Consider the following 24,908-nt stretch of genomic DNA (forward strand, 5'->3'; position numbering starts at 1 on the left):
ACCGAGGGGCGGATGCCCCTCCCAAGGTCTCTTGTCTGCTGACGCTCCCCACGCCGAAACCCGCGATCTCTCGCGGATCTCTTGGGAGGAATGTCGCGGTCTGGGCGGTGGAAGCACCCAGCCAAACGTCGAGTCTACCAGACCGGCCGATCGCGGCCGTCATCGGCGGATGCCGCAGCCGCGCCGGCGGCGGGCGCATGCGACCAGGTGTCGGATGCGATGCGCGCAGGTGGAGCCGGTGGGACGGGGCTGCGGACGTGGCATCCGGCGGCGTAGCCTGACGCGCATGGCGACGTGGGACGACGTGCGCGAGCTGGCGCTTGCGCTGCCCGAGGCGAGCGAGCACGTGTCGCGCGGAAGCGCCCAGTGGAAGGTGCGCACGAAGGGCTTCGTCTGGGAGCGTCCGCTGCGCCGCGCCGACCTCGACTCGCTCGGCATCGACGCGCAGGCGGGACCCGTGCTCGGCGCGAGGACCGAGGACGAGGCGGTGAAGTTCGCCCTGGTCTCGGAGGACCCCGCGGTGTTCTTCACGACCCCGCACTTCGACGGCTACGCCGCGGTGCTCGTGCACCTCGACCGCATCTCGAGGCGACGCCTGGGCGAGCTCGTGGCGGAGGCATGGGCGGCGGCCGCGCCCGCGAAGCTCGTCCGCGAGCACCTCGATCACGAGGTCGACTAGTCGCTGCGCCGGCCCGTCTCAGCCGGCGGCCGGGGCATCCGTGAGGTCCCTGCGTGCCTTCCGGGTGATCGGCCGTCGCGACAGGATCGCCGCGGTGAAGAAGCAGACGGCACCGAGCGCCGTGCCCAGGTTCGCCCAGAACTCGCTCACCAGGTCACCGGTCACCGGCACGACGTAGGCACCCACCGCAGAGGCGCCGAACGCGACCGACCCCGCGAGGTTCAGCCACGTGCCGTGCCAGGTGCGGGCGTCCGCGTCCCAGAGCTGTTCGCGATCCCTGGTCGCGATCACGGCGAGCGAGCTCGACACGAGGAACGCGAGGGATCCCCACGCGTCGGGCCGCCAGCCGATGCCCACGGCGTCGGGTCGGGCGATCGCCGCGGCGAGCGCAGCACCGGTCGAGATGTTGAAGAGGAGCGTTCCGAGGAACTGGATTGCGGCGGCCCACCAGTCGGCGCGATCGGCGCGGTTCATCCGGGCGTGCGGCGCCTTCCGGCCGCTCAGGCTCAACTGGATGAAGCCCGCCGTCGTGAAGAAGATCGACCCGATGAAGAAGGTCAGGTTCGCGCCGACGACGCCGAGCCAGTTCGCGTACCAGGGCAGCGCACCGAGGAAGAAGCACACCGACCCCACCGCGAAGCCCCACGCCTCCCGGCGCAGTCGCCTCTCGGTCGGGACCGGTGGGCGGACCGGCTCGCTCACTCCACGTCCTCCGGGATCCGCGTGTCGCGGACGGTGCTCGGTCACCGTCTCACGCCGACCCTACGCCGCACCGACCGTCGGCGATATCACGCGTTCTGGGTGATATCCGCCGAGAGGCCCGGTTCGCGGCGGTTCAGCCCGCGTTCGCCGTGAGCAGCCTGGTGCAGTTCGCACAGAGGCCGAACACGTCGACGACGTGCGCCGCGCCGGTGAAGCCGTGGTCGGCGGCCACCCGCTTGGCCCACACCTCGACCTCGTCGGCGGCGATCTCGACCGTGAGGCCGCAGTTGCGGCAGATCAGGTGGTGATGGTGGCCCGTCGTGGTGCACGCGCGGTAGAGGGCCTCGCCCTCGGGCGACTGCAGCGAGTCGGCCTCGCCCGTGGCCGCGAGATCGCCGAGCGCGCGGTAGACCGTGGCGAGCCCGATCGGCGAGCCGCTCGCGTGCAGCGATGAGTGCAGCGCCTGCGCGCTGATGAATCCCTCGGTCTCGTCGAGGGCCTCGCGAACGGCTTCGCGTTGCCAGGTGTTGCGCTTCATGCGGTGCGTGCGTCCTCTGCGGTCTCCACGGGGATGGCGACTCGATTCAACGGTAGTGCGCGCACCTTGGAGATTCCCAGCGCGAGCACGAAGAACGCCGTCGCGGCGAGCGCGATGGCGGGTCCTGCAGCCACGGCGAGGGCGCGGGACGCGACGACCCCGATGATCCCGGATGCCGCGCCGATCACGGGTGCGGCGAGCAGGATGCCCCGGTAGGTCGGCACGACCAGCCGGGCGGCGGCGGCCGGCGCCGCGATCAGCGCGATCGCGAGGATCGCCCCGACCGCCGGCAGCGCGCTCACGACCATGGCGGCGGTGAGGCCGAGCACGAGCAGCTCCACCGGCCACTCGCGGTAGCCCGACGCCCGGAAGCCCGACGGGTCGAACGTCGAGAACGCGATCTCCTTGCCGAAGACCGCGACGGCCGCGACGGCGATGACGGCGACGGCGGCCGCCAGCACGATGTCCGCGTCGGTGACCGTGAGGATCGATCCGACGAGCAGCGACTCGGCCCGCACCGGCAGCCCGGGGATCACCGCCTGCAGGAGCGCGCCGGCAGCGAACCCGCCCGTCAGCACGATGCCCGCGGCGACCTGCGCGCCCTGCCGTCGCACGCGGGCGATGGCCGACATCACCGCAACGAGCACCACGGATGCCGCGGCCGCCCCGAGCGGCACGCTCACGCCGAGCGCGGCGGCCGCGACCGCTCCGGGGTAGGTGCCGTGCGTGAGCGCCTGCGCGAAGAACGTGCGACGACGCAGCACGACGAGCGCGCCGACGAATCCGGCGCCCGCGCCGATGACGATCGACGCGAGGAGTGCACGCTCGAAGTAGCCCATCAGCGCCCCTCCCCCACGGTTGCGGCGAGCGACGCGGTCACCGGGGGCGTCCCCGACTCGGTGGCCCGCGGGTGACCGAGGCGGTCGGCGATCCAGCGACCGAGCAGCACCAGCGCGTAGCCCGCCACGAACACGGCGACGATCGTGCTGCCCGCCGGGAGGTCGATTCCCGCTCCGACCGAACCGGCGAAGCCGACGGCGAGCCCGAGCCACGCGGCGACCGAGGCGAACAGGGCGGCGACGGGGAAGAGCAGCCAGAGTCGCTGCGTCGCCAGGCGGGCGACGGCGCCCGGCACGATCAGCAGGGCGAGCACGAGCAGCGTGCCGATCGTGCTGGCCGCGGCGACCACCACGAGTGCGACGGCGCCGTTCAGCACGAGATCGAGCCACGACGCCGAATCGCCGGCGGCGCGGCTTCCACGCGCATCGAAGGCCCGGAAGAGCTGCTGCTTCATCGTGACCGCCACCGCGGCGAGCGCCACCGCGCTGACGCCGACGAGCGGCAGGACCTCGGCCGGCGGGATCGTGAGCACCCGTCCGAACAGCAGCGCCTCCAGCTCGCCCGCGTAGTCGTCGCCGCGCGACACGACGATGACGCCGACGCTGAAGGTCGCGGTGAGCACGATCGCGATGGCGGCATCCGACGCGATGCCGGCGCGGTCGAGCCACGTCAGCACCACCGCGGCGGTCATGGCGGCGATGGCGGCACCCGGCAGGAGTCCGGCGGTGCCGCCCACGGCCAGCCCGATCGCGAGGCCCGGGAACACCGCGTGGGTCAGCCCGTCGCTGATGAACTCCAGACCGCGCAGGTTCACGAGCACGCCGACGATGCCCGCGACCACGGCGAGCACGAGCATCACGACGAGGGCGCGCGCCATGAACGGCACCGTGAAGGCGCCGAACAGCGCGTCGACGAGGCTCATCGTGCGCCACTCCCCCACCGGATGCCAGGCGCGGTCGCGTGCCAGTATGCCGCGTTCTGCATCAATGTCCCTCGTGGCCGGGAACCACGAGCGTGTGCTCGTCGAGTTCGACCTCGACGCCATCGAAGCACTCCTGCACGTTGTCGAGCGTGAGCACGTCGGCCACGGGGCCGAACGCGAGCTGCGTCCCGTTCACGAGCACGACGCGATCGCAGACGAGCTTCGCGAGTTCGAGGTCGTGCGTCGAGATGAGCACGGCGACACCCCGGGCCTTGAGGCCGCGGACCGTGTCGATGAGGGCGTCGCGATTCTGCTGGTCGAGGCCGTTGAAGGGCTCGTCGAGCAGGAGGAGGCGCGGCTCGGACGCGAGCGCCCGGGCCAGCAGGCCCCGCTGCCGCTGTCCGCCCGAGAGCTCGCCGAACCGGCGACGGGCGAGGTCGCCGAGGCCGACCGTCTCGAGCGCGCGGCGCACGGCCTCGCGATCGGCGCGTCCGGGCCAGCGGAGGAAGCCGAGCCGGCGATATCGTCCCTGCATCACCACCTGCTCGAGGCTGATGGGGAAATCGGGGTCGAGCTCCGCGGCCTGCGGCAGGAAGCCGATCATGCCGTCCTGGGAATGCGTGCGGCGGGGACCCGCGGCCGCCGTCGATGCCTCGGTCGCGGCATCCGCTTCACTCGATGCGACGGTCATCCGGCCTGCCGTGAGCGTCACCATCCCGAGCACGCCCATGAGCAGGGTGGACTTGCCCGCGCCGTTCGGTCCGATGAGGGCGACCGCCTCGCCGGGGGCGATCTCGAGGTCGAGACCCGAGACCCCGGAACCGCCCGGGTGCGTGAAGGCCACGCCCTCGAGGCGCAGCACCGGCGACTCGGTCATGCGGTCATCCTTGCAGGACTGCCGGGAGCGGGGAAGGCGTGACGCCCCACGACTCGAGGATCAGGGTCGCGTTGTGGACCTGGCTGCCCAGGTACGTCTCCCCCGGGGTTCCCTCGGCGCCGAGGGAGTCGCCGTAGAGCGCGTCGTCGCCCGAGTGGACGGTGACGCCCGCCTCCCGGGCGATGGTCTCGGCCGCCTTGGGCGAGATCGACGCCTCGGAGAACACCGCCTGGACGCCGGTGGCCCGGATCCTCGCGACGAGGTCGTCGATCTCGGCCGCACTCGGCTCGGCATTGTCGTCGAAGCTCGGGATCACGCTGCCGACGAAGGTGAGGTCGTAGGCGTCGATGAAGTAGGTGAAGGCGTCGTGATTGGTGACCAGCAGTCGGCGGTCGACCGGCACCGCCTCGACGTTCTCCTCGATCCACGCGTCGAGCGCGTCGAGCTCGTCCAGGTACGCCTGCTCGTTCGCGGCGAGCGCGGTGGCATCAACGCCGGGCACCTTCTCGAGGCCGCGCGCGATGTTCTCGACCATGTGCTCGGCCAGCTCGGGGTCGGTCCAGATGTGCGGGTTGCCGTCGCCGTGGTCGTGGCCGTCGTGGGCATCGCCACCCGCGGCGTCGTCGTGCCCGTCCTCAGCGGCGTCCGCGCCGTCGGTGCCGTCGGCCGCCTCGTCGTCGTGGTCGTGGTCGCCCGTGCCGTACACCTCGATGCCCGTGCTCGCGTCGATGAACACCCCGTCGAAGCCCGACGCGCTCACCGCGTCGTCGAGCCAGCTCTCGAGCCCCGCCCCGTTGACGACCAGCGCGTCGGCGTCGGCGAGGGCGAGGAGCTGCGCTGCCGACGGGTCGAAGCTGTGCGCGCTCTGCGCCGGCGCGAGGAGCTGCATGACCGCAGCCGTGCCGCCCACGAGCTCGCGCGTGAAGTCCCCCACCTGCGTGGTCGTCGCGACGATCGACGGGCCGCTCGGTCCGTCCGAACCGGATGCCCCGGGGCTGGCGCACGAGGCCAGGGCGAGCGTTGCGGCAACCATCGCGGCACCCGTGGCGATCGCGGTGCCGGCACGTCGGTGCCGGGGCGTGGTGCGCGAGGTCATGCGTCGAAACTACCTGTTATTGATAATGATTGTCAAAACCATGTGGCGCTCGATTCCGGAGATGTGGAACCGCTGAACCGCACGTGACATTCCATGCGACTCCTGTGGAGAGCTTTGGCGAGTGTCGCACCGTCGTGCGACCATGAGCCACGTGGATACGACGACGACCCTTCTCACGTTGCATCCGTTCACCGTCGCCGACGCCGAGCGCATGCTCTCCGGCGAGGTCGACCCGCGCGACGGGTGGGAGGGCGGCTACGCCTTCACCGATGAGCCCGAGCTCCTCAGCGAGTACGTGCAGGCGGTGCACGAGAACGGCGACCCCGCCCCGTTCGGCCCCTACCTCGTGCGACGAGCCCACGATGGCGCCACCATCGGGGGAGTGAACCTGTTCGGACCCCCCGACGACGCGGGGGCGGTCGAGTTCGCCTTCGGGCTGGTGCCGGCCGTGCGCGGCCAGGGCCTGGCCCTGCACACGGTGCTCGAGGCGGTCGAACTCGCCCGTCGCGCGGGAGCGACGACCGCGCGAGCCGACTGCGAGCTCGCGAACCTGCCGGCGCGGCGTGCGCTCGAGAACGCCGGCCTCGCCGAGGTGAGCCGCTCCGGCGACTCGCTCACCTACGAGATCCGGCTCTGACGCGCAGCGGATGCCGCGGCATCCGCTACTCCAGCAGCAGCGCCGGCTCCTCGATGATCGACGCGACGTCGGCCAGGAACCGGCTCGCCACGTCGCCGTCGACCACCCGGTGATCGAACGAGGCGCCGACCGTGGTGACGAACCGCGGCCGCACCTCGCCGTCGACCACCCAGGGCTTCTGCTTGATCGTGCCGAGCGCGACGATCGCCACCTCGCCCGGGTTGAGGATCGGGGTGCCGGTGTCCATGCCGAAGACGCCGATGTTCGTGATCGTGATCGTGCCGCCCTGCATCTCGGCGGGCTGGGTCTTGCCCTCGCGCGCCGTCAGCGTGAGCTGCTCCAGCGCCGTCGCGAGCTCGACCATGGTCATCGCCTGCGCCTCCTTCACGTTCGGGACGATCAGACCGCGCGGCGTCGCCGCCGCGACGCCGAGGTTCACGTAGTGCTTGACGATGATCTCCTCGTCGGTCCACTGCGCGTTCACCGACGGGTTGCGGCGCACGGCCCAGATCATGGCCTTCGCCATGATGAGGAGGGGCGACACGCGCACCCCCGCGTAGTCGGGCGAGGCCTTGAGCCGCTTCACGTACTCCATCGTGCGCGTGGCGTCGACGTCGACGAAGACGCTGACATGCGGCGCGGAGTATGCACTCTGCACCATCGCGTTCGCGATGGCCTTCCGCACGCCCTTCACCGGAATCCGGTCCTCGCGATCGGTCGGCCACTCGGGCGTCTGGATGTTGCGGAACACGCTCACCTGGCTCGCGGAGCGGATCACGTCGTCGCGGGTGATGTCGCCGATCGGCCCGGTGGGCGCCACCCGCGAGAGGTCGACGCCGAGGTCCTTCGCGAGCTTGCGGATCGGCGGCTTCGCGATGACCGGCACGCCCGAGTCGGGTCGCGGTGCGGTCGGTGCAGCCGGTGCCGCAGCCGCGCCGGCCGGAGCACCTGCCTGGGGGCGCGGCACGGGTGCCGCCGGGGGAGTGGCGGTGGGCGCCGGGACGGTCGCGAGGTTCTCGTGCGCGCCGCCGGGTGACGGATGCCGCTTGCGGCGAGTGGCCGCCGGGCCCGAGGATCCGTGGCCGACGAGCACGGCTCCGCCGCCCTCGGACGGCGCGGCGGCGTGCGACGCGACGGTTGCGCCGGCCGCTGCCTCGGCCGTCGCGGGCGTGTCGGCCGGGGGAACCGCAGCGGAGGACGACGGCGCCGCGGCATCCGCACTGCCGCCATCCGTCTGGATGACCAGGATCGGGGTGCCCACGTCGACCGTCCTGCCCTCGTCGACGAGCAGCTCGGAGACGACCCCCTCGAACGCGCTCGGCAGCTCGACGAGCGACTTCGCCGTCTCGATCTCGACGAACACCTGGTCGAGTGCGATGCGATCGCCCGGCGCCACGCGCCACTGCACGATCTCGGCCTCGGTGAGCCCCTCGCCCACGTCGGGCAGCGGGAACCGGATCTCGCTCATCTCACGCCTCTCTCGGGTCGCGGCCGCAGCCGCGGGTCAGTACGCCAGTGCGCGGTCGACGGCCTCGAGCACCCGGTCGGGGCTCGGCAGGTACTCGGTCTCGAGCGCGGCGGGCGGGAACGGCGTGTCGAAGCTCGACACCCGCAGCACCGGCGCCTCGAGCGAGTAGAACGCCCGCTCGGCTACGGTCGCCGCGATCTCGGAGCCGATGCTCACGAACCCGTACGCCTCCTGCGCCACCACCAGCCGGCCGGTGCGCTGCACCGAGTCGAGGAGCGGACCGTAGTCGATGGGGGAGAGCGAGCGCAGGTCGACGACCTCGAGGCTCGTGCCCTCGCCCGCGGCGATGTCGGCGGCCTGCAGCAGGGTCGACACCATCGCGCCGTGGCCGACGACCGTGACGTCGGTGCCCGGCCGGATGACGCGGCTCGCGTGCAGCGGCATCCCCGAGTGGTCCTGGTCGACCGGCCCCTTGGGCCAGTAACGGCTCTTCGGCTCGAAGAAGAGCACGGGGTCGTTCGAGGCGATCGCCTCCTGGATCATCCAGTACGCGTCGTGCGGGCTCGACGGGCTCACCACGCGCAGGCCCGGCGTGTGCGCGAAGTAGGCCTCGGGGCTCTCCTGGTGGTGCTCGATCGAGCCGATGTGGCCGCCGTAGGGCACGCGGATGACGACGGGCATCGAGATCGTGCCGTCGTGGCGCACTGTCTGGCGGGACAGCTGGGTGGTGATCTGGTCGAAGGCCGGGAAGATGAAGCCGTCGAACTGGATCTCGACGACGGGACGGTAGCCGCGCATCGCGAGCCCGATCGCGGTGCCGACGATGCCGGACTCGGCGAGCGGCGTGTCGAGGACCCGCTTGTCACCGAACTCGGCCTGCAGGCCCTCGGTCACGCGGAACACGCCGCCGAGGGGTCCGATGTCCTCGCCCATGAGCAGCACCTTCTCGTCGGCGCGCAGCGCTTCGCGCAGGCCCGCGGTGATCGCCTTCGCCATCGAGAGGGTGTGGATGCCGCGCATGCCCGGATCGGCATGTGCTCCATCGGAGGCGACGGCGGGCGACGCCGGGGGGAGCGCCGGTCGCGTATCGACCGCCTCGGAGGCGCGCACGTCGGCCACGCGGTGCTCCTGCTCGGTGGATGCGCTCATGCCGCTCCTCCTTCGAATCCGGTCTCGAACGCCTCGAGCCACGCGGACTCCTCGGCCATGAGCGGATGCGGCTCGCTGTACACGTGGGCGAAGATCCGGTCGCGCGACGGCGCGGGCACGTCGAGTGCCCGCCGGCGGACGTCGGCGGCGACATCCGCCGCCTCGATCTCGACCTCGTCGAAGAACGATGCCGACGCGCCGCGGCTCTCGAGCCAGGTGCGGTATCGGGTGATCGGGTCGCGCTGCGCCCAGTACTCGACCTCGGCGTCGGTGCGGTACTTGGTGGGGTCGTCGGCCGTGGTGTGCGCGCCCATGCGGTAGGTCAGCGCCTCGATGAGGCTCGGGCCCTCGCCCCCACGCGCCTCCTCGAGCGACTGCCGCGTGACCGCGTAGCTGATCAGCACGTCGTTGCCGTCGATGCGCACCCCGGGCATGCCGAAGCCGCCGCCGCGCAGGGAGAGGGGGCTGCGCGACTGGCGCGACACGGGGACCGAGATGGCCCACTGGTTGTTCTGCACGAAGAACACCTGCGGCGTCTCGTAGCTGGAGGCGAAGACGAGGGCCTCGCTGGCGTCGCCCTGCGACGTGGAGCCGTCGCCGTAGTAGACGAGCACGGCGGTGTCGACGTCGGGGTCGCCCGTGCCGACCTGGCCGTCGAACTGGATCCCCATCGCGTACCCCGTGGCGTGCAGCGTCTGCGACGCGAGGACCAGCGTGTAGAGGTGGAAGTTGCCGTTCTCGGCGGGGTTCCACCCGCCGAGCGTCGCGCCGCGCAGCAGCGAGAGGATCGCGACGGGGTCGAGGCCGCGGATCATGCCGACGACGTGCTCGCGGTAGGACGGGAAGATGTGATCCTGGGCCCGTGCGGCGTGCGCCGAACCCACCTGCGCGGCCTCCTGCCCGTGGCTCGGCACCCACAGGGCGAGCTGGCCCTGTCGCTGCAGGTTGGCGCAGGCCAGGTCGAGCCGCCGCGAGATCGCCATGTCGCGGTGGAACTGCTCGAGCATCGAGTCGGGAAGCGCCTCGATGAGGGGCAGGTACTCCTCCGCCTCGGGCGTCGGACGCAACTCTCCCGAGGGGGTCAGGAGTTGGACCGTCGGCGCGGTGAAGTCTCTCTCGCGGGCTGCCACCGTTCCACGGTACCCGCTACGCCGGGTGCCGTTCTTGTGAGCCCGGTACAAGCTCCTCCAGAATCCGGAGGAGGGTATCGACAGATTCGGGCTCGCCGATCGAGATGCGGATGCCCTCGGGCGGGAACGCCCGCGTGACGAGCCCGGCGTCGAAGAGTCGCTCGGCGACCGTCGTCGTGGCCTCGCCCGTGGGCAGCCAGATGAAGTTGCCGTGCGCCCCGGGCACGGGCCAGCCCTGGGCGAGGAGCGCAGTGTGCACGGCCTCGCGCCGCCGGGCGATGACCTCGACCCGGTCGAGCAGCTCCGCCTCGGCGGCGGGCTCGAGCGACGCGAGCGCGGCGGCGGTGGAGGCCGCGGTCACGCCGAGGGGGATCGCGGTCGCACGCGCCGCATCGAGGATCGGCTCGGGCCCGATCGCGTAGCCCACGCGCAGTCCGGCGAGTCCGTAGGCCTTCGAGAACGTGCGGAGGATGACGAGGTTGGGGTACCGACCGATCAGGGTGCGGCCGTCGACGGAGTCCTCATGGCGGACGAACTCGATGTACGCCTCGTCGAGCAGCACGAGCAGGTCGGAGGGCACTCGTGCCATGAACGCCTCGAACTCGCCCGCGGTGACGAGCATCCCGGTCGGGTTGTTGGGCGAGCACACGATCACCACGCGCGTGCGGTCGGTGATCGCCGCGGCCATCGCGTCGAGGTCGTGGCCATGGTCGGGCCGGTTCGGCACCCGCACGCTGGTGGCGCCGGCCACGGTGACGAGCCCGGGGTAGGCCTCGAACGACCGCCACGAGTAGATCACCTCATCGCCGGGGCCCGCGGCTGCGGCGATGAACTGGGCCAGGAGCGACACCGAACCTGCGCCGACGAGCACCTCATCGGGTGTGACGCCGAAGCGCTCGGCGAGTCGTTCGCGCAGCACGAGGGCCGTGGCGTCGGGATAGCGGTTGATCTCGGGCAGCGTCGCGGCGACGGCCTCGGCCACCCCGGGGAGCGGCTCGTGCGGATTCTCATTGCTCGACAGCTTGTAGCCGTCGTCGGGCGCCGGTCGGCCCTGTCGATACGGCGGAAGGGCGGCGATCTCGGGGCGAAGGCGAACGCTCGCCCCCGTTGGCTCCGGTGCGGTCACGCATTCCACCGTACCCCTTCGATCGCGACCCACCTCTCTGCCAGAGTGGGTGCATGCGGTTCATCGTCAAGGTCATCGTCGTCGCGCTCGCCCTGTGGCTGACGACGTTCATCGTCTCGGGCGTGCGCGTCGTGCCGTACGAGGACACGACGCTCGCCACGGTGCTCACGTACCTGCTCATCGCGCTGATCTTCGGCCTCGTGAACGCGGTCGTCGGCACCTTCGTGCGCGTCATCGCGTTCCCGTTGTACGTGCTCACCCTCGGACTGATCTCGTTCATCGTGAACGGGCTCCTGCTGCTGCTCGTGGCGTGGATCAGCGATCTCATGGGCTTCGGGCTCGTGATCGACGGATTCTGGTGGGGCGTGCTCGCCGCACTGGTGCTGGGCCTCATCAGCTGGCTGATCGGACTCATCGTCCGCCCGTCGTCGAAGAGCTGACCTCGCGGGTCGCGACCCAGTCGCTGCGCAACCCGTCGCCTCCGCCGGTGACCTCGGCGACCAGTGAGCGGAATGACGCGAGGCGCGCCTCCTCCGATCCGTCGACCATGGCGGCCGTCTCCCGGTACCGGGCCAACTCGTGCGCCGGGAACACGGCCCCGTACTCGCGACCGGGATCGAGCACGCTGCGCGACACCGTGACCCGGTCGGGCGACGGATGCCCCGCGCCGCCCGTCGCCGGCACGAGGTCCTCCTCATGCTCGATGGAGAGCACCCCCACGCCCTCGCGCGTCGGCGCCGAGGCGACCGGGCCGCCGAGGCTGACCGCTCCCATGGCGTTGAGCTCGGGATCGCCGGCGAGGCCCGCGGCGATGAGTCCACCCCCCGAGTGGCCGACCGCGAGCAGCGGGTCGTCGGCCTCCACCCCGGCTTCGCGCATGGCCTCGCGCACGGCGCGTTCGCCCGCGCCCGAGTCGGCCCCCGCGAGGCGGAGCGCGTCGAGCGCGCTGTCGTCGGCGATGCCGTGGAGGTTGCTCGTCATGTCGGCGGGCTGCGCTGCGGCGACGAGTCCGAAGTCGACCGTTCCGCCGATGTAGACGATCCAGCGGGGGTCGTCGGGCGGGCCGTACCGCTCGATCCGGATCTGCGACCCGTCGTCGCCCGTCGGGACTCGATCCGCGAGCTCGCCGATGCCGGCCGGGGGCGGCACCACCGCTCCGAGCCCGGCGGGGTCGACCTGTTGCACCCGAACCGGCCGGTCGACGAGCACGCGGCTGCCCGCGACTCCGAGGAGTCCGGCGAGCCCGAGCACGAGCGAGGCGCTCTCGGGTGCTCCGACGGCCGATCCGATCCACCCCGCGAAGGGCAGGCGCGCGGCACCGGCGACCACCTCGTCGGCGTGGTCGACGGCCACCCGCACCAGTCGGACGAAGTCGGGATCGGAGAGCATCCCTCGGTGGTCGACGAGCCAGGCTTCGAGCGGCGTCGATCCCCAGCCGGCGGCGCGCCAGGCGGCCGAGCCGGCCTGCAGCCCTCCGGCCGCGAGGAGGCCGCCGGTGAGGAGCGCCGGCGCGTGGAAGCCGAGCCATGGCGCCCCGATGAACGCCCCGAGTCGCCAGAGGCCGTCGACGAGTCGCTCGGTGGCGCCATAGCGTTCCGCCGCCTCGACCAGTGATGAGCGCAGCCATCGTGCACGATCGAGTCCCTGGTCGAGGCACATGCCCGCGAACGCGAGATCGAGCGTCGGGGAACCCGCGGCACCGATCACCGAGGGCACGTCGAGGTCGAGCACGTGGAGTCCCCGGCGGATCACCGCCGCCCGATCGATCCAGTCGCCGACGACCGCGATCGTGGCACCGAGGCGTGCCGCGTCGACGAAGAGGGCGTCGATCGCGACGGCCGTGGAGCCTCCGCCGGAGACGGTGAGGTCACCGCTCACGATCGGCCTCCGTCGAGGCGCGACGCCTCGAGTCGTCGTTCCATGCGAGCGATGCAGTACTCGAGTGCCGACTCCGCATCGGCGATCGCAGCGAGCGCCCCCGCCAGGCGTTCGCGCAGGTAGGAGAGGCCCTCGGCGTACCCGTCGGCGGCGGCCGACCGCCACGACCCGGGGCCGCCGGGCACCAACGCGTGCGTCGTGCCCTGCATCTCGTCGAGCAGCGACCGCAGCATCGACAGGTGCCGACGCGCCCCGTCGACCTGCTCGGTCGCGGCGCGACCCGTGATCGCGGTGAGTGCTTCGGCCTCGTGCATGACTCGAGCCTCGCGCGGCGGTGCGGACGACGGCCCGGGGATCGCGGCATCCGTGCACCCTGTCGCCGACGACGGCGCTGTGGAGGAGGGGCCGCCTCAGTCCAGCTGCACCTGCTCGAGCACGTACGACGCCACGCTGCCGAAGTCACCCGTGGTGCCGGCCACCTCGACGACCGCCGAGGCGATCAGGAGCGCCCACCCCCTGGCACGGTCCCACGTGGCCTCGTCCACGCCACGACGGGCCTCGAGCTCGGAGCGGAAGACCCGGCGCGAGTGCGGGTCGAACGTGAGCCACGCCGTCGCGAGGTCGGTGGCCGGATCTCCGGCGGTGATGTCGCCGAAGTCGATGACCGCGACCAGGGCTCCCGACGGCGCGAGCAGCAGGTTCGCCGGATGCAGGTCGCCGTGGAGCCACACGCTCGGGCCCGTCCACGCACGCGCCGAGGTGGCGCGCTCCCACACCCCGAGGAGTGCCGCCGCCTCGGGCACGCGTCCGCCCGCGAGTCGCGCGCGCACGGCCTCGTCGCGGTGCAGCAGCGGAACGCCGCGGAACGCGTTGGCCGGCGCATCCGCCGGAGCGGGCGTCGCGGCCAGTTCGGCGACGAAGTCCGCCATGGCGTTCACGGCGACACCGCGCGTCTCGGCATCGAACGCGAGCGCGCTCGCGCCGTCGAACCACGGCACGATGCTCCACGGCACGTCGTAGCCGAGCTCGGGCGCGGGACGGCCGTTCCGCACCGGGGCCGGCACCGCCACGGGCAGGCGCGGCGCGAGTTCGGGAAGCCACCGCTGCTCGTTGCGCACGAGTCCGACCGCGGCGCGACGCCGCGGCATCCGCACCGAATACCGGTCGCCGAGGCGGAAGATCGCGTTGTCCCACCCGTGCGCGACGAGCCGCACGGGCCCGGCGAGATCGGGATGCTGCGTCGCCACGAGTCGCGCGGCCAGCGCCTCGTCGACGTGGAAGTCGGCCGGCGGGGCATCCGTCATCTCGACCCTCCCTCGACGCGGACCGCCCAGCGTAGCGCAGGCGTCGTTTTCCCTGCTGTGCCCGGCGACGATCTCGTCCAGAATGGGAGCATGACGCGAGCGGAACCCGCCGGGGACGCCGCGCAGCCCTTCCGAGTGTCCTTCGTCTGCACCGGCAACATCTGCCGCTCGCCGATGGCCGAAGTCGTGCTGCGCTCCCTCGCCGAACGTGCGGGGCTCGGCGACCGCATCGCCATCGAGTCGGCTGCGACCGGGGACTGGCATGTCGGCGAGCGCGCCGACCAGCGCACCATCGACGCCCTCGATCGCGCCGGCTACGACGGGACGCACCATCGCGCGCGCCAGTTCGACGCGGGCGACTTCCCGGCCCTCGACCTCATCGTGGCCTTCGACCGGGGCCAGTCGCGGATCCTGCGGAACCAGGCGCCGACGCGACTCGACCAGGACAAGGTGCGGCTGCTGCTCGAGTTCGATTCCGAGCTCGCTCCACTGCACGACGTGCCCGACCCCTACTACTCGGACGCGGCGACCTTCGACCGAGTTCTTGGGATGATAGAGCGGTCGACGTCGGCGCTCTTCCGGCAACTGGCCCCCGCACTCAGACAAGGAATCCGATGACCTCGCTGCCTCCCCAGCCGCTCAGCCCGCTCGACGGACGGTATCGCGCCGCCGTCGGCGAACTCGGCGAGCACCTCTCGGAGGCCGGCCTCAACCGCGCCCGCGTGCAGGTCGAGGTCGAGTGGCTCATCGCGCAGACCGACCGCGGATTCTTCGGCTCCGCGCCGCTCTCGGCCGAGCAGAAGGCGCAGCTGCGGTCGATCGTGACCGAGTTCGGGCAGGTCGACATCGACGAGCTCGCGTCGCTCGAGGCGACCACCCGGCACGACGTGAAGGCGGTCGAGTACTACGTGCGCCGCAGGCTCGAGCTGCTCGGCCTCGACGCGATCGCCGAGCTCACGCACTTCGCGTGCACGAGCGAGGACATCAACAACCTGTCGTACGCCATCACGGTGCGCGATGCGGTGCGCCAGGTCTGGCTGCCGAAGTACCGTGGCGTCATCGACACGCTCTCGGCCCTCGCGGTCGAGCACCGCGACGCGGCCATGCTGTCCCGCACGCACGGTCAGCCCGCGACGCCGTCGACCATGGGCAAGGAGCTCGCGGTCTTCGCGTTCCGCCTCGAGCGCATCGCCCGCCAGGTCGAGGCCACCGAGTACCTCGGCAAGTTCTCCGGCGCCACCGGCACGTTCTCCGCGCACGTCGTCGCGGCTCCGGATGTCGCGTGGCCCGAGGTGTCGCGCGAGTTCGTCGAGTCGCTCGGCCTCACCTGGAACCCGCTCACCACCCAGATCGAGTCGCATGACTGGCAGGCCGAGCTCTACGCGCGCATCTCCCACGCCAACCGGGTGCTGCACAACCTCGCGACCGACATCTGGACCTACATCTCGCTCGGCTACTTCCGCCAGATCCCGCAGGCCGGCGCCACCGGCTCATCGACGATGCCGCACAAGGTGAACCCGATCCGCTTCGAGAACGCCGAGGCGAACCTCGAGCTCTCGAGTGCGGTGCTCGACTCCCTCGCGGCGACGCTCGTGACGAGCCGCCTGCAGCGCGACCTCACCGATTCGAGCGCCCAGCGCAACATCGGCGTCGGCTTCGGGCACTCGCTGCTCGCGCTCGACAACATCCAGCGCGGGCTCGGCGAGATCGACCTCGACCGCACGCTGCTGCTCGACGACCTCGACGGCAACTGGGAGGTGCTCGGCGAGGCGATCCAGACGGTCATCCGCGCCGAGGTCGTCGCCGGGCGCTCGACGATCGCCGACCCGTATGCGCTGCTGAAGGAGCTGACCCGCGGCAGGCGCGTCGGCGCCGCCGAGCTCGCCGCCTTCGTGGAGGGCCTCGAGATCGGGGATGCCGCGAAGCAGCGCCTGCTCGCCCTCACGCCCGCCACCTACACGGGCATCGCGTCGGAGCTCGTCGACCGGCTCTGACCCGCGGGCCGGGCGCGCGTGAGGGCGCGCCCCGTGGTCGCGGGCGACGCGTAGCAACGCGTAGCGAGGCCGCTCCGCGCCACTTCGCCTCGGCCTGCGCCACTTGTGCTGGCGCTGAGGGCGCCGAAGTGGCGCAACGGCGCGGCGGAGGCGGGCGGACGCCGCGTAGGGCGCACCGTGCGCCGGTCAGTGCGCGGGCGGCGGAGCCTGCGGGCCGTCGAGTCCGGGCCCGTCGAGACCGGGCCCGTCGGTGCTCGGACCGTCGGCGCCCGGCTCGCGACGACCGTCGGGTCCCTCATGCCGGTGCGCGTCGTCCTCGTGCAGTTCGGCCGACTCCGAGGCATCCGGCTTGACCGCCATCGCGAGGAGCGCGAGCGCGACGAGCACGATGATGAACACGCCGCCCGTGCCGATGAGTGCCAGCGTGAGATCGCGAGTCACGACGAGCGTGATGACCCCCGTGAAGATCGCGGCGATCGCGGCACCGCCGACGTACTCGACGGGCCGCAGCACCTCGCGCCGGCTCGGCTTGTACTCGCCCGGGGACTGGCTCACGAGTGCTGCTCCGATCCGGATGCCGCGGCGCCCGGCGCCGCGGCCCACTTCAACGAGAACCCGCCGATGACGAGGTAGACGCCGAGGATCACGAGGTAGCCGCCGAGCAGGCCGACGGCAGTGACGGCGTCGGGCGGCAGCAGCAGGAACACGATCGCGAGCAGCGCGGTGAAGCCGCCGGCCGCCATCCAGTCGCGTGCGGCCGGGGTGCGGCCCCGCGCGCGGATCCCCGCGTAGAGCTCGACGAACCCGGTGACGGCCGCCCACACGCTCACGAGGTAGAGCAGGAACGGCAGCCCGCCGGGCACGGAGACGGCGAGGAGGCCGGTGGCGACGGTCACGATCGCCGTGACGAGGAAGAGCGAGCGGATGCCGCGGTCGGCCACGAGGCGCATCGACAGGGCGCCGACCAGCAGGCCGGATACGATCGCCCAGACGCCGAACACGAGCAGCCCGAGTTCGGGGGCGTGGTTCGGCGAGAAGGTGATGACGGTCGCCGGCACGAGCGCGAGGAGTCCGCGCACGACCGGGACGACCCAGTACTGGGTGCGCTCCGGAGCGGAATCGCGGGCGGTGGCCACGGCGACCTCTTTCACGTCGGAGGGGGGTACCGATCCATCCTACGTGGGCCGCGCGCCAGGGCCGGCCAGCCCGCCGCCCGCCGGCGGCCGGCCTCGATGTGGTGGAGCAGGTTTCCGCGCCGAGGGGCACTCCCGCCGCACTCGGACCCAGGATCCTCACTCACGGGCGCGGAATCCTCACTCCCGGGCGCCGGCGTCGTCGTCGCGGTTCCGGGCGACGAGCGCGCGGCCGATGCGGGCGAGCTCCTCGCGCAGCGACGCCGGCTCGACCACGTCGAGGTACTCCGCCCAGCCGGCGAGGCCGCGGGCGAGCAGCTGCTCGGTCGGTGCCGAGATGCGCACGCGCGAGCGCATCGGGTCGAGCGGCGCCTCCTCGATCGCCCGCTGGCCGAACTGGGTGCGCAGGAGCGGCACGATGCCCGTGTCGGCGACCACGGTCGCCTCGGCGCCGGCGCGCCGCCGCTCGACCTCGGCGGTCACCCGCTCCCACAGCTCCGAGAGGTCGAGGTCGTCGGGACGCTCGGCGGCCTCGTCCGTGACCTCGGCCTCGAGCATGCGATCGACCCGGTAGGTGCGCTGTTCGCCGGCGACCGCGCCGAGCAGGTACCAGTGCTCCTGCTTCTGCACGAGGCCCCACGGGTCGACCACGCGATCGGCGGGCTCCCGGTTCCAGGCGGCGTACCGCAGGCGCACTCGGCGCCGCTGCACGATGGCGGCCTCGAGCACCGGCAGCAGCGCCGGGCGCTCCGCGGTCGGGCGGCCCCATTCACCGGGGTCGATCACGACCGCCTCGGCGGCCGCGGCGGCATCCGTTCGGAAGCTCTCGGGCAGCGCGCGCACGAGCTTGCGCAGCGCCGCCTTCGCATCGGGGTCGACGGATGCCGCGGGCCCCACGAGCAGGAACAGCGCTCGTGCCTCGGGGCCGGTGAGCCCGCTGAGGTCGGTGCGCGCGCCGCCGAGCAGCTGCCAGCCGCCACCCCGCCCGGCCTGCGGATACACGGGGATGCCGGCCGCCGACAACGCCTCGAGGTCTCGCCGCGCGGTCGCCACCGACACCTCGAGCTCCTCCGCGAGCTGCGCCGCCGTCACCCGTCCGCGCGCCTGCAGCGTGAGGAGCGTGGCGACGAGCCGATCTGCGCGCATGCTCCGATTCTCCTCGCAAAAGTAGTCAGAGGATGAGCACTTCTGCGTTCGAGAATTGACCCATCACCGAATCGTCGACCGACACCGGTCGCATCGATCGCACCGGACACACGAGAGGAACCACCCATGCTCAGGGGATTCGCCACCGTCAGCTACTACGCCGCCGACCTCGACGCCGCCGCCGCCTGGTACTCCGAGGTCCTCGGGATCGAGCCGTACTTCCGTCGGCCGGGCTACATCGAGTTCCGCGTCGGCGACTACGAGCACGAGCTCGGCATCATCGACGCGGAGTACCGCCCTGCCGGCCCGACCGAGCCGGGCGGCGAGATCATCCAGTGGCACGTCGACGACCTGCCGGGATCGTACGAGCGACTGCTCGAACTCGGCGCGACGCCGTACCAGCCGGTGATCGAACGCGGGCCCGGGTTCGTGACCGCCGTGGTCGTCGATCCCTTCGGCAACCTGCTCGGCATCATGTACAACCAGCACTACCTGGACACGGTCGCTCGCGACCGCGGCGCCGCGGCATCCTCGGGGCCGACCGGAGACTGACGCCGACCCGCCGGGCCGCGTCCCGGGGTTGCGGCGCCGAGCCGCGTCGCGGGGTTGCGGCGCCGGGCCGCGACCGCAACCCCACTCGGCGGTTACAGCGCCTTCACCGCCCCGAGCACCTTGGTCAGCGAGTCCTTCGCGTCGCCGAAGAGCAGTGTCGTCTGCGGCTCGAAGAGCAGCTCGTTCTCGATGCCCGCGAAGCCCGGGCGCATCGAGCGCTTGAGGAACACCACCTGGCGGGCGTCCTCCACCTCGAGGATCGGCATGCCGTAGATCGGCGACCCCGGCGACGACTTCGCCGCGGGGTTCACGACGTCGTTGGCGCCGACGACGAGCGCGACATCCGCCGTCTTGAACTCGGGGTTCACCTCGCTCATCTCCTTCAGCGACTCGTAGGGCACGTTGGCCTCTGCCAGCAGCACGTTCATGTGCCCGGGCATGCGACCCGCCACCGGATGGATGGCGAAGACCACCTCGATGCCGCGCGCCTCGAGGGCCGACTGCAGCTCCGCCACCGTGTGCTGGCCCTGTGCGACCGCGAGGCCGTAGCCGGGCACGATCACGACCTTCTGCGCGTAGCCGAGCAGTACCGCGACGTCCTCGGCGCTCGAGGAGCGCACGGGCCGGTCGGACGCCGTGGTGGATCCGGCCGTCGACCCGCCACGGAACGCACCGAACAGGATGCCCGAGACGCTGCGGCCCATCGCCGATGCCATGGCCCGGGTGAGGATGGTTCCGGATGCCCCGACGAGCGTGCCCGCGACCACGAGCAGCACGTTGCCGAGCACCAGGCCCGACGCCGCGACGGCGAGGCCGGTGAACGCGTTGAGCAGCGAGATCACGATCGGCACGTCGGCGCCGCCGACCGGAAGCACGAGCAGCACGCCGGCCAGGAGGCCGAGGGCGAGCAGCACTGCCGCGAGCCACCCGGCACCGGTGAAGACGAGCGCGACGCCCGCGCCGATCGCCGCGAGCAGCACGAGGCCCATGATCACCGGCAGTCCGGGGAAGACCACCGGGCGGGTGGTCATCAGCTCCTGCAGCTTCGCGAAGGTCACGAGCGAGCCCGAGAACGAGACCGCGCCCACGAGCAGCGTGAACACGATGGCGATGCGAACCCACGGGTCATCCGTGTGGGCGAGCTCGAGGAGCGCCACCAGCGCGGCCGCACCACCGCCGACGCCGTTGAAGAGCGCGACGAGCTGGGGCATCTGCGTCATCTGCACGCGCCGGGCCACCGGCGCCGCGATGGCCGAGCCCACCGCGATGGCGGCGAGGATCCACGGGATGTTGTCGAGCCTCGACGAGAGGAACACGGTGACCACCGCGATGATCGCGCCGGCGGCGCCGATCAGGTTGCCGCGTCGCGCGGTCTTGGGTGAGCTCAGCCCCTTGAGCGCGAGGATGAAGCAGACGGCGGCGACCAGGTAGAGGATCGCGGTCCAGGTGGGGGAGAGGATCGTCATCGACCGGCCTCCTTCGCGCCGGGGGCGCCGGGCGCACCGGGGGCGCCGGGGGCGCCGGGCGCACCGGGGGCGCCGGGGGCGCCGGGCGCAGCGGGAGCGCCGGTGCCGGATGCCGCGGGCGTGGGCCTGCGGCCGCGGAACATCTCCAGCATCCGGTCGGTCACCACGAACCCGCCGACGAGGTTGGCGGTCGCCAGCACCACGGCGAGCAGGGCGATCGCGAGGGTCCAGCCGTCGGACGCCTGTCCGGCGACGATGATCGCCCCGACCAGGATGATGCCGTGGATCGCGTTCGCGCCCGACATCAGCGGGGTGTGCAGGGTGCTCGACACCTTCGAGACCACCTCGAAGCCCACGAACACCGCGAGCACGGTGATCGTGAGCAGGGCGACGCCGTCCATCAGCGGGTTCCTTCCTGTTCGTCGGGCGCGAGCGCGTCGGCGGCCGCGAGGGCCTCCACGGTCGCCGGATGCCGCACCTCGCCGTCGTGCGTGAGGCAGGCGTCCATCACGACGACGTCGCCGAAGTCGGGCTCGACGGATCCGTCGTGCGTCATGAGCGCGAGGAGGTTGGCGACGTTCTTCGCGTAGAGGCGAGACGCGTCGGTCGGCATGGTCGACGCGGCGTCCTTCATGCCGACAATGGTCACCGTGCCTCCGCCGTCGGCGGTGGGCACCGCGACATCCGAGCCGGCGACCGATCCCTCGACGTTGCCGCCGGACTCGGCGGCGAGGTCGACGACGACCGATCCCGGGCGCATCGCCCGCACCATGTCGGCGGTGACGAGCATAGGTGCCGGACGGCCCGGAATGGCCGCGGTGGTGATCAGCACGTCGGCGTCGGCGACGTGCGGTGCGAGCAGCTGGCGCTGTCGCGCCGCCCGGTCGGCGCCGAGCTCCTTGGCGTATCCGCCGCCGGCGTCGGCCGCGTCGAGGTCGAGGTGGATGAACGTGCCGCCCATCGACTGCACCTCATCGGCGGATGCCGCGCGCACGTCGTTCGCCGACACGCGGGCGCCGAGGCGCTTCGCGGTGCCGATCGCCTGCAGGCCCGCGACGCCGGCGCCGAGCACGAGCACCTTCGCGGGCGGGATGGTGCCGGCGGCCGTCATGTAGAGCGGGAAGAACCGGGGGAGCCGCATGGCCGCCTCGAGCACGCATCGGTAACCCGCCACCAGGGCCTGGCTGGTGAGCGCGTCCATCGACTGCGCCCGCGAGATGCGCGGCACGAGCTCGAGCGCGAACGAGGTGACGCCCGCATCGCGCAGTGCGCGCACGGTGGGCAGCTCGGTGGAGGGCGACGCGAGGCCGATGGCCACCGCCCCGCGACGGAGCCGTGCCGGCGTCTCGGGCGCGAGCGGACGGACGTGCAGGAGCACGTCGAGATCACCGAGGCCGAGCGGGTCGACGATGGCGGCACCGGCCTGCTCGTAGGCGGCATCCGAGTGACCGGATGCCTCGCCCGCACCGTGCTCGACGAGCACCTCCAGCCCCAGGCCGACCAATTGCCGCACCGTCTCGGGGGTGGCGGCCACTCGCCGCTCGCCTGTTCGTCGCTCTCTCGCGATGCCGACCCTCACGGGTCCTCCTCTCACACGGGAGTGCAGCGGGGCCGCGGGGTGAGCGAGTCTCCGTGCCGCGGCACTGCTGCACGTGTGGCGAGCGTACCCGTCGCCGCGGCATCCGATCGATGATTCGCCCGGTTTCCGGCCCGAAAGATCGGTCGATCTTTCAGGCCGCGGAAGCGTCGCCGCTCGGCGGGCGCGGTTCCGCGGCGCCTAGGCTGGGGGCATGCGGTCGGCGACAGGGCGGCTCGCGGCAGTCGACGAAGCGAACCTCGTGCTCGATCATGTCGGCCAGGTCAACGTGTTCCTCATCGCGGGCCTGCTCGCGCCCGGCGGCTTCGTCGGCGCTGACGGTCGCCCCGACCCGGCCGCGCTGCGCACGGCCCTGCGTGCGCGGATCGCCGAGCTCCCGCAGTTGCGCAAGGTGCCCGTGGCGGCGGGTCGCAGGCATCGCTGGGTCGAGCTGTCACCCGATCTCGAACACCACGTCCGGCTCGTCGAGCCGGTCGACGGGCTCGAGGGCCTCGAGCGGGCGTGCGGGCAGCTGATGAGCCTGCCGCTGTCGCTCGAGCGTCCTCCGTGGGAGCTCCTGGTCGTGCCGGGCGCGAGCGTCGGCCGCGTCGGCGTCGTGCTGCGGATCCACCACGCGATCGCCGACGGGGTGGCTGCGGTCGCGATCGCGCAGCAGCTCTTCGAGCGGGATGAGCCGGCTGACAGGGATGGGCCGGATGCCGCCGCCCCGTCCGCACCGCGCCCGGCGGCCGTGGTCCCCACGCGGCATCCGCCCAACCTCATCGGACGGCTCGCCTTCGGCCTTCGGCGCGTGCTCACGACGCTGGTCGGCCGTGGCCTCGGCCCCACCGTGCTGCTCGGTGAACGCAGCTCGCAGCACGGGGTCGCATTCGTGGACGCCGACCTGGCGGCGCTCGAGGAGCGCGTGCGACCCCTCGGCGCCACCGTGAACGACGCGCTGCTCGCCGCCGTCGGCGCAGGGTACCTGGTGGCCCTCTCGGCCGCCGGCGAACAGCGCCCCGCCGAGCTTCCGGTATCGGTGCCGGTGGCCCTGCGGCGGCGGGGAACCTCGGCGAACCAGGTCGGCGTCATGCTCGTACGACTCCCGCTCGAGGAGCGCGATCCCGACGCGCGCCTCCGGCTCATCGCGGCGCGTACCCGCACCGAGAAGGTGCGCGCACGCGGGCAGGGGACGCTCGAATTCATGCGCGGTCCGGTCGGCGCACGTCTCATGGACCGCATCGGCCGCCGCCAGCATGTCGTCGCGGGGTTCGTGACGAACGTGCCCGGCCCGACCGCACGGCTCCGCCTGGCGGGCGCCCCCCTCGTCGCGATCTGGCCGGTCTCCGTGCTCGCCGCCAACGTGCGCCTCGGCGTCGCCGCGGTGTCGTACGACGGTCGGCTCCGGTGCGGCATCCACTTCGATGCGGCGAACGTGCCCGGCGCCGTGTTCGCGCGGGCGATGGCACAGGAGCTGACGCGCTTGGGCGGCTGATCAACGGGCGCGAACGACGGACTCGACGCGGCGGAACGGGATGGAGGCGGCGAGGCACAGCACGGCGACGCACGCGGCGCCGAGCATCGCGACCCACACGCCGCGCGGCTTATCGAGGGCGAGGCGGATGCCGCCGACTGCGGGCACGGTGAATACGAGCGCCACGATGATCGCCACCGCGAGCACCCCGCACAGGATCCGCGCCCAGAGCGGGCCGCGACCCGAGACGGCGAATCCGCCCGCGATCGCCGTGAGGGACACCGCGATCGCACCGCCGCCCAGTCCCTGGGTGACGAGCGCGAGGAGCGCATCGGGCATCGTCATGGGCAGGACCGCGAACGCGAGCGGCGCGAGCGCGAGCCATCGCCAGTGCCGGCGTCCGCCCGTGCGGCGGAAGTACTCCGCGAGGCCGAGGAGCGCACCGGCGACCACGCCCGCGCCGAGGATGCCCACGAAGGTGCCATACCAGTCGAGCCGTGACGCACCGCCCGCCAACTCGGCCATCCACGCCCGGAAGGCGGCAGCCCACGCGAGGCCGCAGACGGCCCCGACGAGGATCGAGGCGGTCGCGGATGGCAGCCGGCGAGCGGTCTCGCCGGCGATGTGGCCGGCCCGAGGCCCCGCGCCGGTCGTCGGGTCGCTGCCCGGAGGGCTCTCGTCGACCTGCGGGGCGTCGTCGGCCTGCGTCTCGTCCATGTCGACGACACCTCCGTACCGGATGCGGGTTGTGGGGTCAGGTCTACACCGCGGATGGCCCGTCGGCCATCCGTGATGCCACTGAGGCATCCGTGGATCCTCGGACTCGGACGAGGGCGCCCGGATGTCGAGAACTCGCCGGCGGATCCGACTCACTGGTGACATCGCCTGAAGGAGGGCATCATGAGCACCATGACCGATGGCGTGCGCATCGACGCGGCGAAGGAACCCCTCGACGTCTCGTTCGACGCCGTGCTGGAGAAAAGTCCCGCCCAGGGCGGGTGGACCTACGTCGTCTGGCCGCGGTCGGCCGAGTTCTTCGGCACCCACGGTCTCGTGAAGGTGGCCGGCACGATCGACGGCGAGCCGTTCCAGGGCTCGTTCATGGCCCTCGGCGACGGGCGCCACAAGCTCGCGGTCACCGCCAAGGTGCGCCGTGCCATCGGCAAGGAGGAGGGCGCGTCGGTGCACGTGCAGCTCACGGCGCGCCGCTAGGTCGGTCCA

At 72.3% G+C, this 24,908-nt stretch carries 28 protein-coding genes; 8 read left to right on the forward strand and 20 right to left on the reverse strand.

Annotated features, from left to right (window positions below; translation table 11 throughout):
• The first annotated feature begins 286 nt into the window (after positions 1-286).
• Positions 287-679 (forward strand): MmcQ/YjbR family DNA-binding protein, encoded by a 393-nt coding sequence (locus EV187_RS16975; RefSeq protein WP_130354266.1) that lies wholly within the window; start codon positions 287-289, stop codon positions 677-679.
• Between the two features lie 18 nt (positions 680-697).
• Here the strand turns inward: EV187_RS16975 and EV187_RS16980 are convergent, their stop codons facing one another.
• From EV187_RS16980 to EV187_RS17005, 6 genes are all read right to left on the reverse strand, one after another.
• Complete coding sequence (locus EV187_RS16980) at positions 698-1,381, reverse strand: YrhK family protein (protein WP_242609678.1); 684 nt, start codon at positions 1,379-1,381, stop codon at positions 698-700.
• Between the two features lie 133 nt (positions 1,382-1,514).
• A complete protein-coding gene (locus EV187_RS16985) occupies positions 1,515-1,919 on the reverse strand; it encodes a Fur family transcriptional regulator (RefSeq protein WP_130354267.1) in 405 nt (134 codons plus the stop codon).
• A complete protein-coding gene (locus EV187_RS16990) occupies positions 1,916-2,758 on the reverse strand; it encodes a metal ABC transporter permease (protein ID WP_130354268.1) in 843 nt (280 codons plus the stop codon). The genes EV187_RS16985 and EV187_RS16990 overlap by 4 nt, the downstream gene beginning before the upstream one ends.
• Entirely contained in the window at positions 2,758-3,681 is a 924-nt protein-coding gene (locus tag EV187_RS16995; protein WP_130354269.1) for a metal ABC transporter permease, read from the reverse strand. Before EV187_RS16995 ends, EV187_RS16990 begins: the two co-directional genes overlap by 1 nt.
• A 61-nt stretch (positions 3,682-3,742) precedes the next feature.
• On the reverse strand, positions 3,743-4,558 hold the full coding sequence (locus EV187_RS17000; protein WP_130354270.1) for a metal ABC transporter ATP-binding protein: 816 nt from the start codon (positions 4,556-4,558) through the stop codon (positions 3,743-3,745).
• A gap of 4 nt (positions 4,559-4,562) precedes the next feature.
• The gene (locus EV187_RS17005; RefSeq protein WP_130354271.1) at positions 4,563-5,654 is read right to left on the reverse strand and encodes a metal ABC transporter substrate-binding protein; all 1,092 of its coding nucleotides are present in this window, start codon (positions 5,652-5,654) and stop codon (positions 4,563-4,565) included.
• A 151-nt stretch (positions 5,655-5,805) separates the two neighbouring features.
• On the opposite strand from EV187_RS17005, the gene EV187_RS17010 reads away from it, so the two are divergent.
• On the forward strand, positions 5,806-6,291 hold the full coding sequence (locus tag EV187_RS17010; protein ID WP_165391257.1) for a GNAT family N-acetyltransferase: 486 nt from the start codon (positions 5,806-5,808) through the stop codon (positions 6,289-6,291).
• Positions 6,292-6,316: 25 nt separating this feature from the next.
• Here EV187_RS17010 and EV187_RS17015 read toward each other — a convergent pair whose 3' ends face one another.
• The 4 genes from EV187_RS17015 to EV187_RS17030 form a co-directional block, all read right to left on the reverse strand.
• Entirely contained in the window at positions 6,317-7,759 is a 1,443-nt protein-coding gene (locus tag EV187_RS17015; RefSeq protein WP_130354273.1) for a dihydrolipoamide acetyltransferase family protein, read from the reverse strand.
• Positions 7,760-7,795: 36 nt separating this feature from the next.
• Positions 7,796-8,779: an alpha-ketoacid dehydrogenase subunit beta gene (locus EV187_RS17020; protein ID WP_130354464.1), complete on the reverse strand. Its 984-nt coding sequence runs from the start codon at positions 8,777-8,779 to the stop codon at positions 7,796-7,798.
• A gap of 125 nt (positions 8,780-8,904) precedes the next feature.
• Positions 8,905-10,038 carry a thiamine pyrophosphate-dependent dehydrogenase E1 component subunit alpha gene (locus tag EV187_RS17025; protein WP_242609679.1) on the reverse strand — a complete coding sequence of 378 codons (1,134 nt, stop codon included), beginning with the start codon at positions 10,036-10,038 and terminating at the stop codon, positions 8,905-8,907.
• 16 nt (positions 10,039-10,054) lie between these two features.
• A complete protein-coding gene (locus tag EV187_RS17030) occupies positions 10,055-11,164 on the reverse strand; it encodes a histidinol-phosphate transaminase (RefSeq protein ID WP_130354274.1) in 1,110 nt (369 codons plus the stop codon).
• A gap of 53 nt (positions 11,165-11,217) precedes the next feature.
• Here EV187_RS17030 and EV187_RS17035 point away from each other — a divergent pair, with 53 nt between their 5' ends.
• Positions 11,218-11,604, forward strand: coding sequence for a phage holin family protein (locus tag EV187_RS17035; protein WP_130354275.1), 387 nt, complete (start codon positions 11,218-11,220; stop codon positions 11,602-11,604).
• On the opposite strand, the gene EV187_RS17040 is transcribed toward EV187_RS17035, so the two are convergent.
• The 3 genes from EV187_RS17040 to EV187_RS17050 all read right to left on the reverse strand — a co-directional run bounded on the left by EV187_RS17040 (position 11,576) and on the right by EV187_RS17050 (position 14,346).
• Positions 11,576-13,042, reverse strand: coding sequence for a hypothetical protein (locus tag EV187_RS17040; protein WP_130354276.1), 1,467 nt, complete (start codon positions 13,040-13,042; stop codon positions 11,576-11,578). The genes EV187_RS17035 and EV187_RS17040 overlap by 29 nt on opposite strands.
• Positions 13,039-13,356: a hypothetical protein gene (locus EV187_RS17045; protein WP_130354277.1), complete on the reverse strand. Its 318-nt coding sequence runs from the start codon at positions 13,354-13,356 to the stop codon at positions 13,039-13,041. The genes EV187_RS17040 and EV187_RS17045 overlap by 4 nt, the downstream gene beginning before the upstream one ends.
• 96 nt (positions 13,357-13,452) lie before the next feature.
• Positions 13,453-14,346, reverse strand: coding sequence for an aminoglycoside phosphotransferase family protein (locus EV187_RS17050; RefSeq protein ID WP_130354278.1), 894 nt, complete (start codon positions 14,344-14,346; stop codon positions 13,453-13,455).
• Between the two features lie 90 nt (positions 14,347-14,436).
• Between EV187_RS17050 and EV187_RS17055 the strand changes: the two genes are divergently transcribed.
• Complete coding sequence (locus tag EV187_RS17055) at positions 14,437-14,964, forward strand: low molecular weight protein-tyrosine-phosphatase (RefSeq protein ID WP_130354279.1); 528 nt, start codon at positions 14,437-14,439, stop codon at positions 14,962-14,964.
• Positions 14,961-16,340, forward strand: coding sequence for an adenylosuccinate lyase (purB, locus tag EV187_RS17060; RefSeq protein WP_130354280.1), 1,380 nt, complete (start codon positions 14,961-14,963; stop codon positions 16,338-16,340). Before EV187_RS17055 ends, purB begins: the two co-directional genes overlap by 4 nt.
• 186 nt (positions 16,341-16,526) lie before the next feature.
• On the opposite strand, the gene EV187_RS17065 is transcribed toward purB, so the two are convergent.
• The 3 genes from EV187_RS17065 to EV187_RS17075 form a co-directional block, all read right to left on the reverse strand.
• A complete protein-coding gene (locus EV187_RS17065; RefSeq protein ID WP_130354281.1) occupies positions 16,527-16,895 on the reverse strand; it encodes a hypothetical protein in 369 nt (122 codons plus the stop codon).
• Positions 16,892-17,476 carry an HdeD family acid-resistance protein gene (locus EV187_RS17070; protein ID WP_130354282.1) on the reverse strand — a complete coding sequence of 195 codons (585 nt, stop codon included), beginning with the start codon at positions 17,474-17,476 and terminating at the stop codon, positions 16,892-16,894. Before EV187_RS17070 ends, EV187_RS17065 begins: the two co-directional genes overlap by 4 nt.
• A gap of 177 nt (positions 17,477-17,653) precedes the next feature.
• Positions 17,654-18,619 carry a helix-turn-helix transcriptional regulator gene (locus EV187_RS17075; RefSeq protein WP_130354283.1) on the reverse strand — a complete coding sequence of 322 codons (966 nt, stop codon included), beginning with the start codon at positions 18,617-18,619 and terminating at the stop codon, positions 17,654-17,656.
• A 126-nt stretch (positions 18,620-18,745) separates the two neighbouring features.
• Here EV187_RS17075 and EV187_RS17080 point away from each other — a divergent pair, with 126 nt between their 5' ends.
• Positions 18,746-19,171 carry a VOC family protein gene (locus tag EV187_RS17080; RefSeq protein WP_130354284.1) on the forward strand — a complete coding sequence of 142 codons (426 nt, stop codon included), beginning with the start codon at positions 18,746-18,748 and terminating at the stop codon, positions 19,169-19,171.
• A 92-nt stretch (positions 19,172-19,263) separates the two neighbouring features.
• On the opposite strand, the gene EV187_RS17085 is transcribed toward EV187_RS17080, so the two are convergent.
• From EV187_RS17085 to EV187_RS17100, 3 genes are read right to left on the reverse strand one after another with little or no spacing between them, the layout of a single operon-like run.
• A complete protein-coding gene (locus EV187_RS17085; protein ID WP_130354285.1) occupies positions 19,264-20,637 on the reverse strand; it encodes an NAD(P)(+) transhydrogenase (Re/Si-specific) subunit beta in 1,374 nt (457 codons plus the stop codon).
• Positions 20,634-21,038, reverse strand: coding sequence for an NAD(P) transhydrogenase subunit alpha part 2 (locus tag EV187_RS17095; protein WP_242609680.1), 405 nt, complete (start codon positions 21,036-21,038; stop codon positions 20,634-20,636). The genes EV187_RS17085 and EV187_RS17095 overlap by 4 nt, the downstream gene beginning before the upstream one ends.
• Positions 21,038-22,216 carry a Re/Si-specific NAD(P)(+) transhydrogenase subunit alpha gene (locus EV187_RS17100; protein ID WP_130354286.1) on the reverse strand — a complete coding sequence of 393 codons (1,179 nt, stop codon included), beginning with the start codon at positions 22,214-22,216 and terminating at the stop codon, positions 21,038-21,040. The genes EV187_RS17095 and EV187_RS17100 overlap by 1 nt, the downstream gene beginning before the upstream one ends.
• A 211-nt stretch (positions 22,217-22,427) precedes the next feature.
• Here EV187_RS17100 and EV187_RS17105 point away from each other — a divergent pair, with 211 nt between their 5' ends.
• Positions 22,428-23,708: a wax ester/triacylglycerol synthase domain-containing protein gene (locus tag EV187_RS17105; RefSeq protein ID WP_242609681.1), complete on the forward strand. Its 1,281-nt coding sequence runs from the start codon at positions 22,428-22,430 to the stop codon at positions 23,706-23,708.
• On the opposite strand, the gene EV187_RS17110 is transcribed toward EV187_RS17105, so the two are convergent.
• Entirely contained in the window at positions 23,709-24,404 is a 696-nt protein-coding gene (locus EV187_RS17110) for a hypothetical protein (RefSeq protein ID WP_130354287.1), read from the reverse strand.
• A 183-nt stretch (positions 24,405-24,587) separates the two neighbouring features.
• Between EV187_RS17110 and EV187_RS17115 the strand changes: the two genes are divergently transcribed.
• On the forward strand, positions 24,588-24,899 hold the full coding sequence (locus EV187_RS17115; protein ID WP_242609682.1) for a DUF1905 domain-containing protein: 312 nt from the start codon (positions 24,588-24,590) through the stop codon (positions 24,897-24,899).
• The last annotated feature ends 9 nt before the right edge of the window (positions 24,900-24,908 follow it).

The organism is Agromyces ramosus (assembly GCF_004216665.1).
In the GTDB taxonomy this organism is placed as follows: domain Bacteria; phylum Actinomycetota; class Actinomycetes; order Actinomycetales; family Microbacteriaceae; genus Agromyces; species Agromyces ramosus.

Bases quoted from the DNA above. Each gene is read 5' to 3' on its own strand.
- EV187_RS17105 (WP_242609681.1), top strand. From the start codon at position 22,428: ATGCGGTCGGCGACAGGGCGGCTCGCGGCAGTCGACGAAGCGAACCTC.
- EV187_RS16995 (WP_130354269.1), bottom strand. From the start codon at position 3,681: ATGAGCCTCGTCGACGCGCTGTTCGGCGCCTTCACGGTGCCGTTCATG.
- EV187_RS16975 (WP_130354266.1), top strand. From the start codon at position 287: ATGGCGACGTGGGACGACGTGCGCGAGCTGGCGCTTGCGCTGCCCGAG.
- EV187_RS17115 (WP_242609682.1), top strand. From the start codon at position 24,588: ATGAGCACCATGACCGATGGCGTGCGCATCGACGCGGCGAAGGAACCC.
- purB (WP_130354280.1), top strand. From the start codon at position 14,961: ATGACCTCGCTGCCTCCCCAGCCGCTCAGCCCGCTCGACGGACGGTAT.
- EV187_RS17055 (WP_130354279.1), top strand. From the start codon at position 14,437: ATGACGCGAGCGGAACCCGCCGGGGACGCCGCGCAGCCCTTCCGAGTG.
- EV187_RS17005 (WP_130354271.1), bottom strand. From the start codon at position 5,654: ATGACCTCGCGCACCACGCCCCGGCACCGACGTGCCGGCACCGCGATC.
- EV187_RS17080 (WP_130354284.1), top strand. From the start codon at position 18,746: ATGCTCAGGGGATTCGCCACCGTCAGCTACTACGCCGCCGACCTCGAC.
- EV187_RS17075 (WP_130354283.1), bottom strand. From the start codon at position 18,619: ATGCGCGCAGATCGGCTCGTCGCCACGCTCCTCACGCTGCAGGCGCGC.
- EV187_RS17000 (WP_130354270.1), bottom strand. From the start codon at position 4,558: ATGACCGAGTCGCCGGTGCTGCGCCTCGAGGGCGTGGCCTTCACGCAC.
- EV187_RS16985 (WP_130354267.1), bottom strand. From the start codon at position 1,919: ATGAAGCGCAACACCTGGCAACGCGAAGCCGTTCGCGAGGCCCTCGAC.
- EV187_RS17050 (WP_130354278.1), bottom strand. From the start codon at position 14,346: ATGACGGATGCCCCGCCGGCCGACTTCCACGTCGACGAGGCGCTGGCC.
- EV187_RS17085 (WP_130354285.1), bottom strand. From the start codon at position 20,637: ATGACGATCCTCTCCCCCACCTGGACCGCGATCCTCTACCTGGTCGCC.
- EV187_RS17035 (WP_130354275.1), top strand. From the start codon at position 11,218: ATGCGGTTCATCGTCAAGGTCATCGTCGTCGCGCTCGCCCTGTGGCTG.
- EV187_RS17015 (WP_130354273.1), bottom strand. From the start codon at position 7,759: ATGAGCGAGATCCGGTTCCCGCTGCCCGACGTGGGCGAGGGGCTCACC.
- EV187_RS17095 (WP_242609680.1), bottom strand. From the start codon at position 21,038: ATGGACGGCGTCGCCCTGCTCACGATCACCGTGCTCGCGGTGTTCGTG.
- EV187_RS17045 (WP_130354277.1), bottom strand. From the start codon at position 13,356: ATGCACGAGGCCGAAGCACTCACCGCGATCACGGGTCGCGCCGCGACC.
- EV187_RS16990 (WP_130354268.1), bottom strand. From the start codon at position 2,758: ATGGGCTACTTCGAGCGTGCACTCCTCGCGTCGATCGTCATCGGCGCG.
- EV187_RS17020 (WP_130354464.1), bottom strand. From the start codon at position 8,779: ATGCGCGGCATCCACACCCTCTCGATGGCGAAGGCGATCACCGCGGGC.
- EV187_RS17110 (WP_130354287.1), bottom strand. From the start codon at position 24,404: ATGGACGAGACGCAGGCCGACGACGCCCCGCAGGTCGACGAGAGCCCT.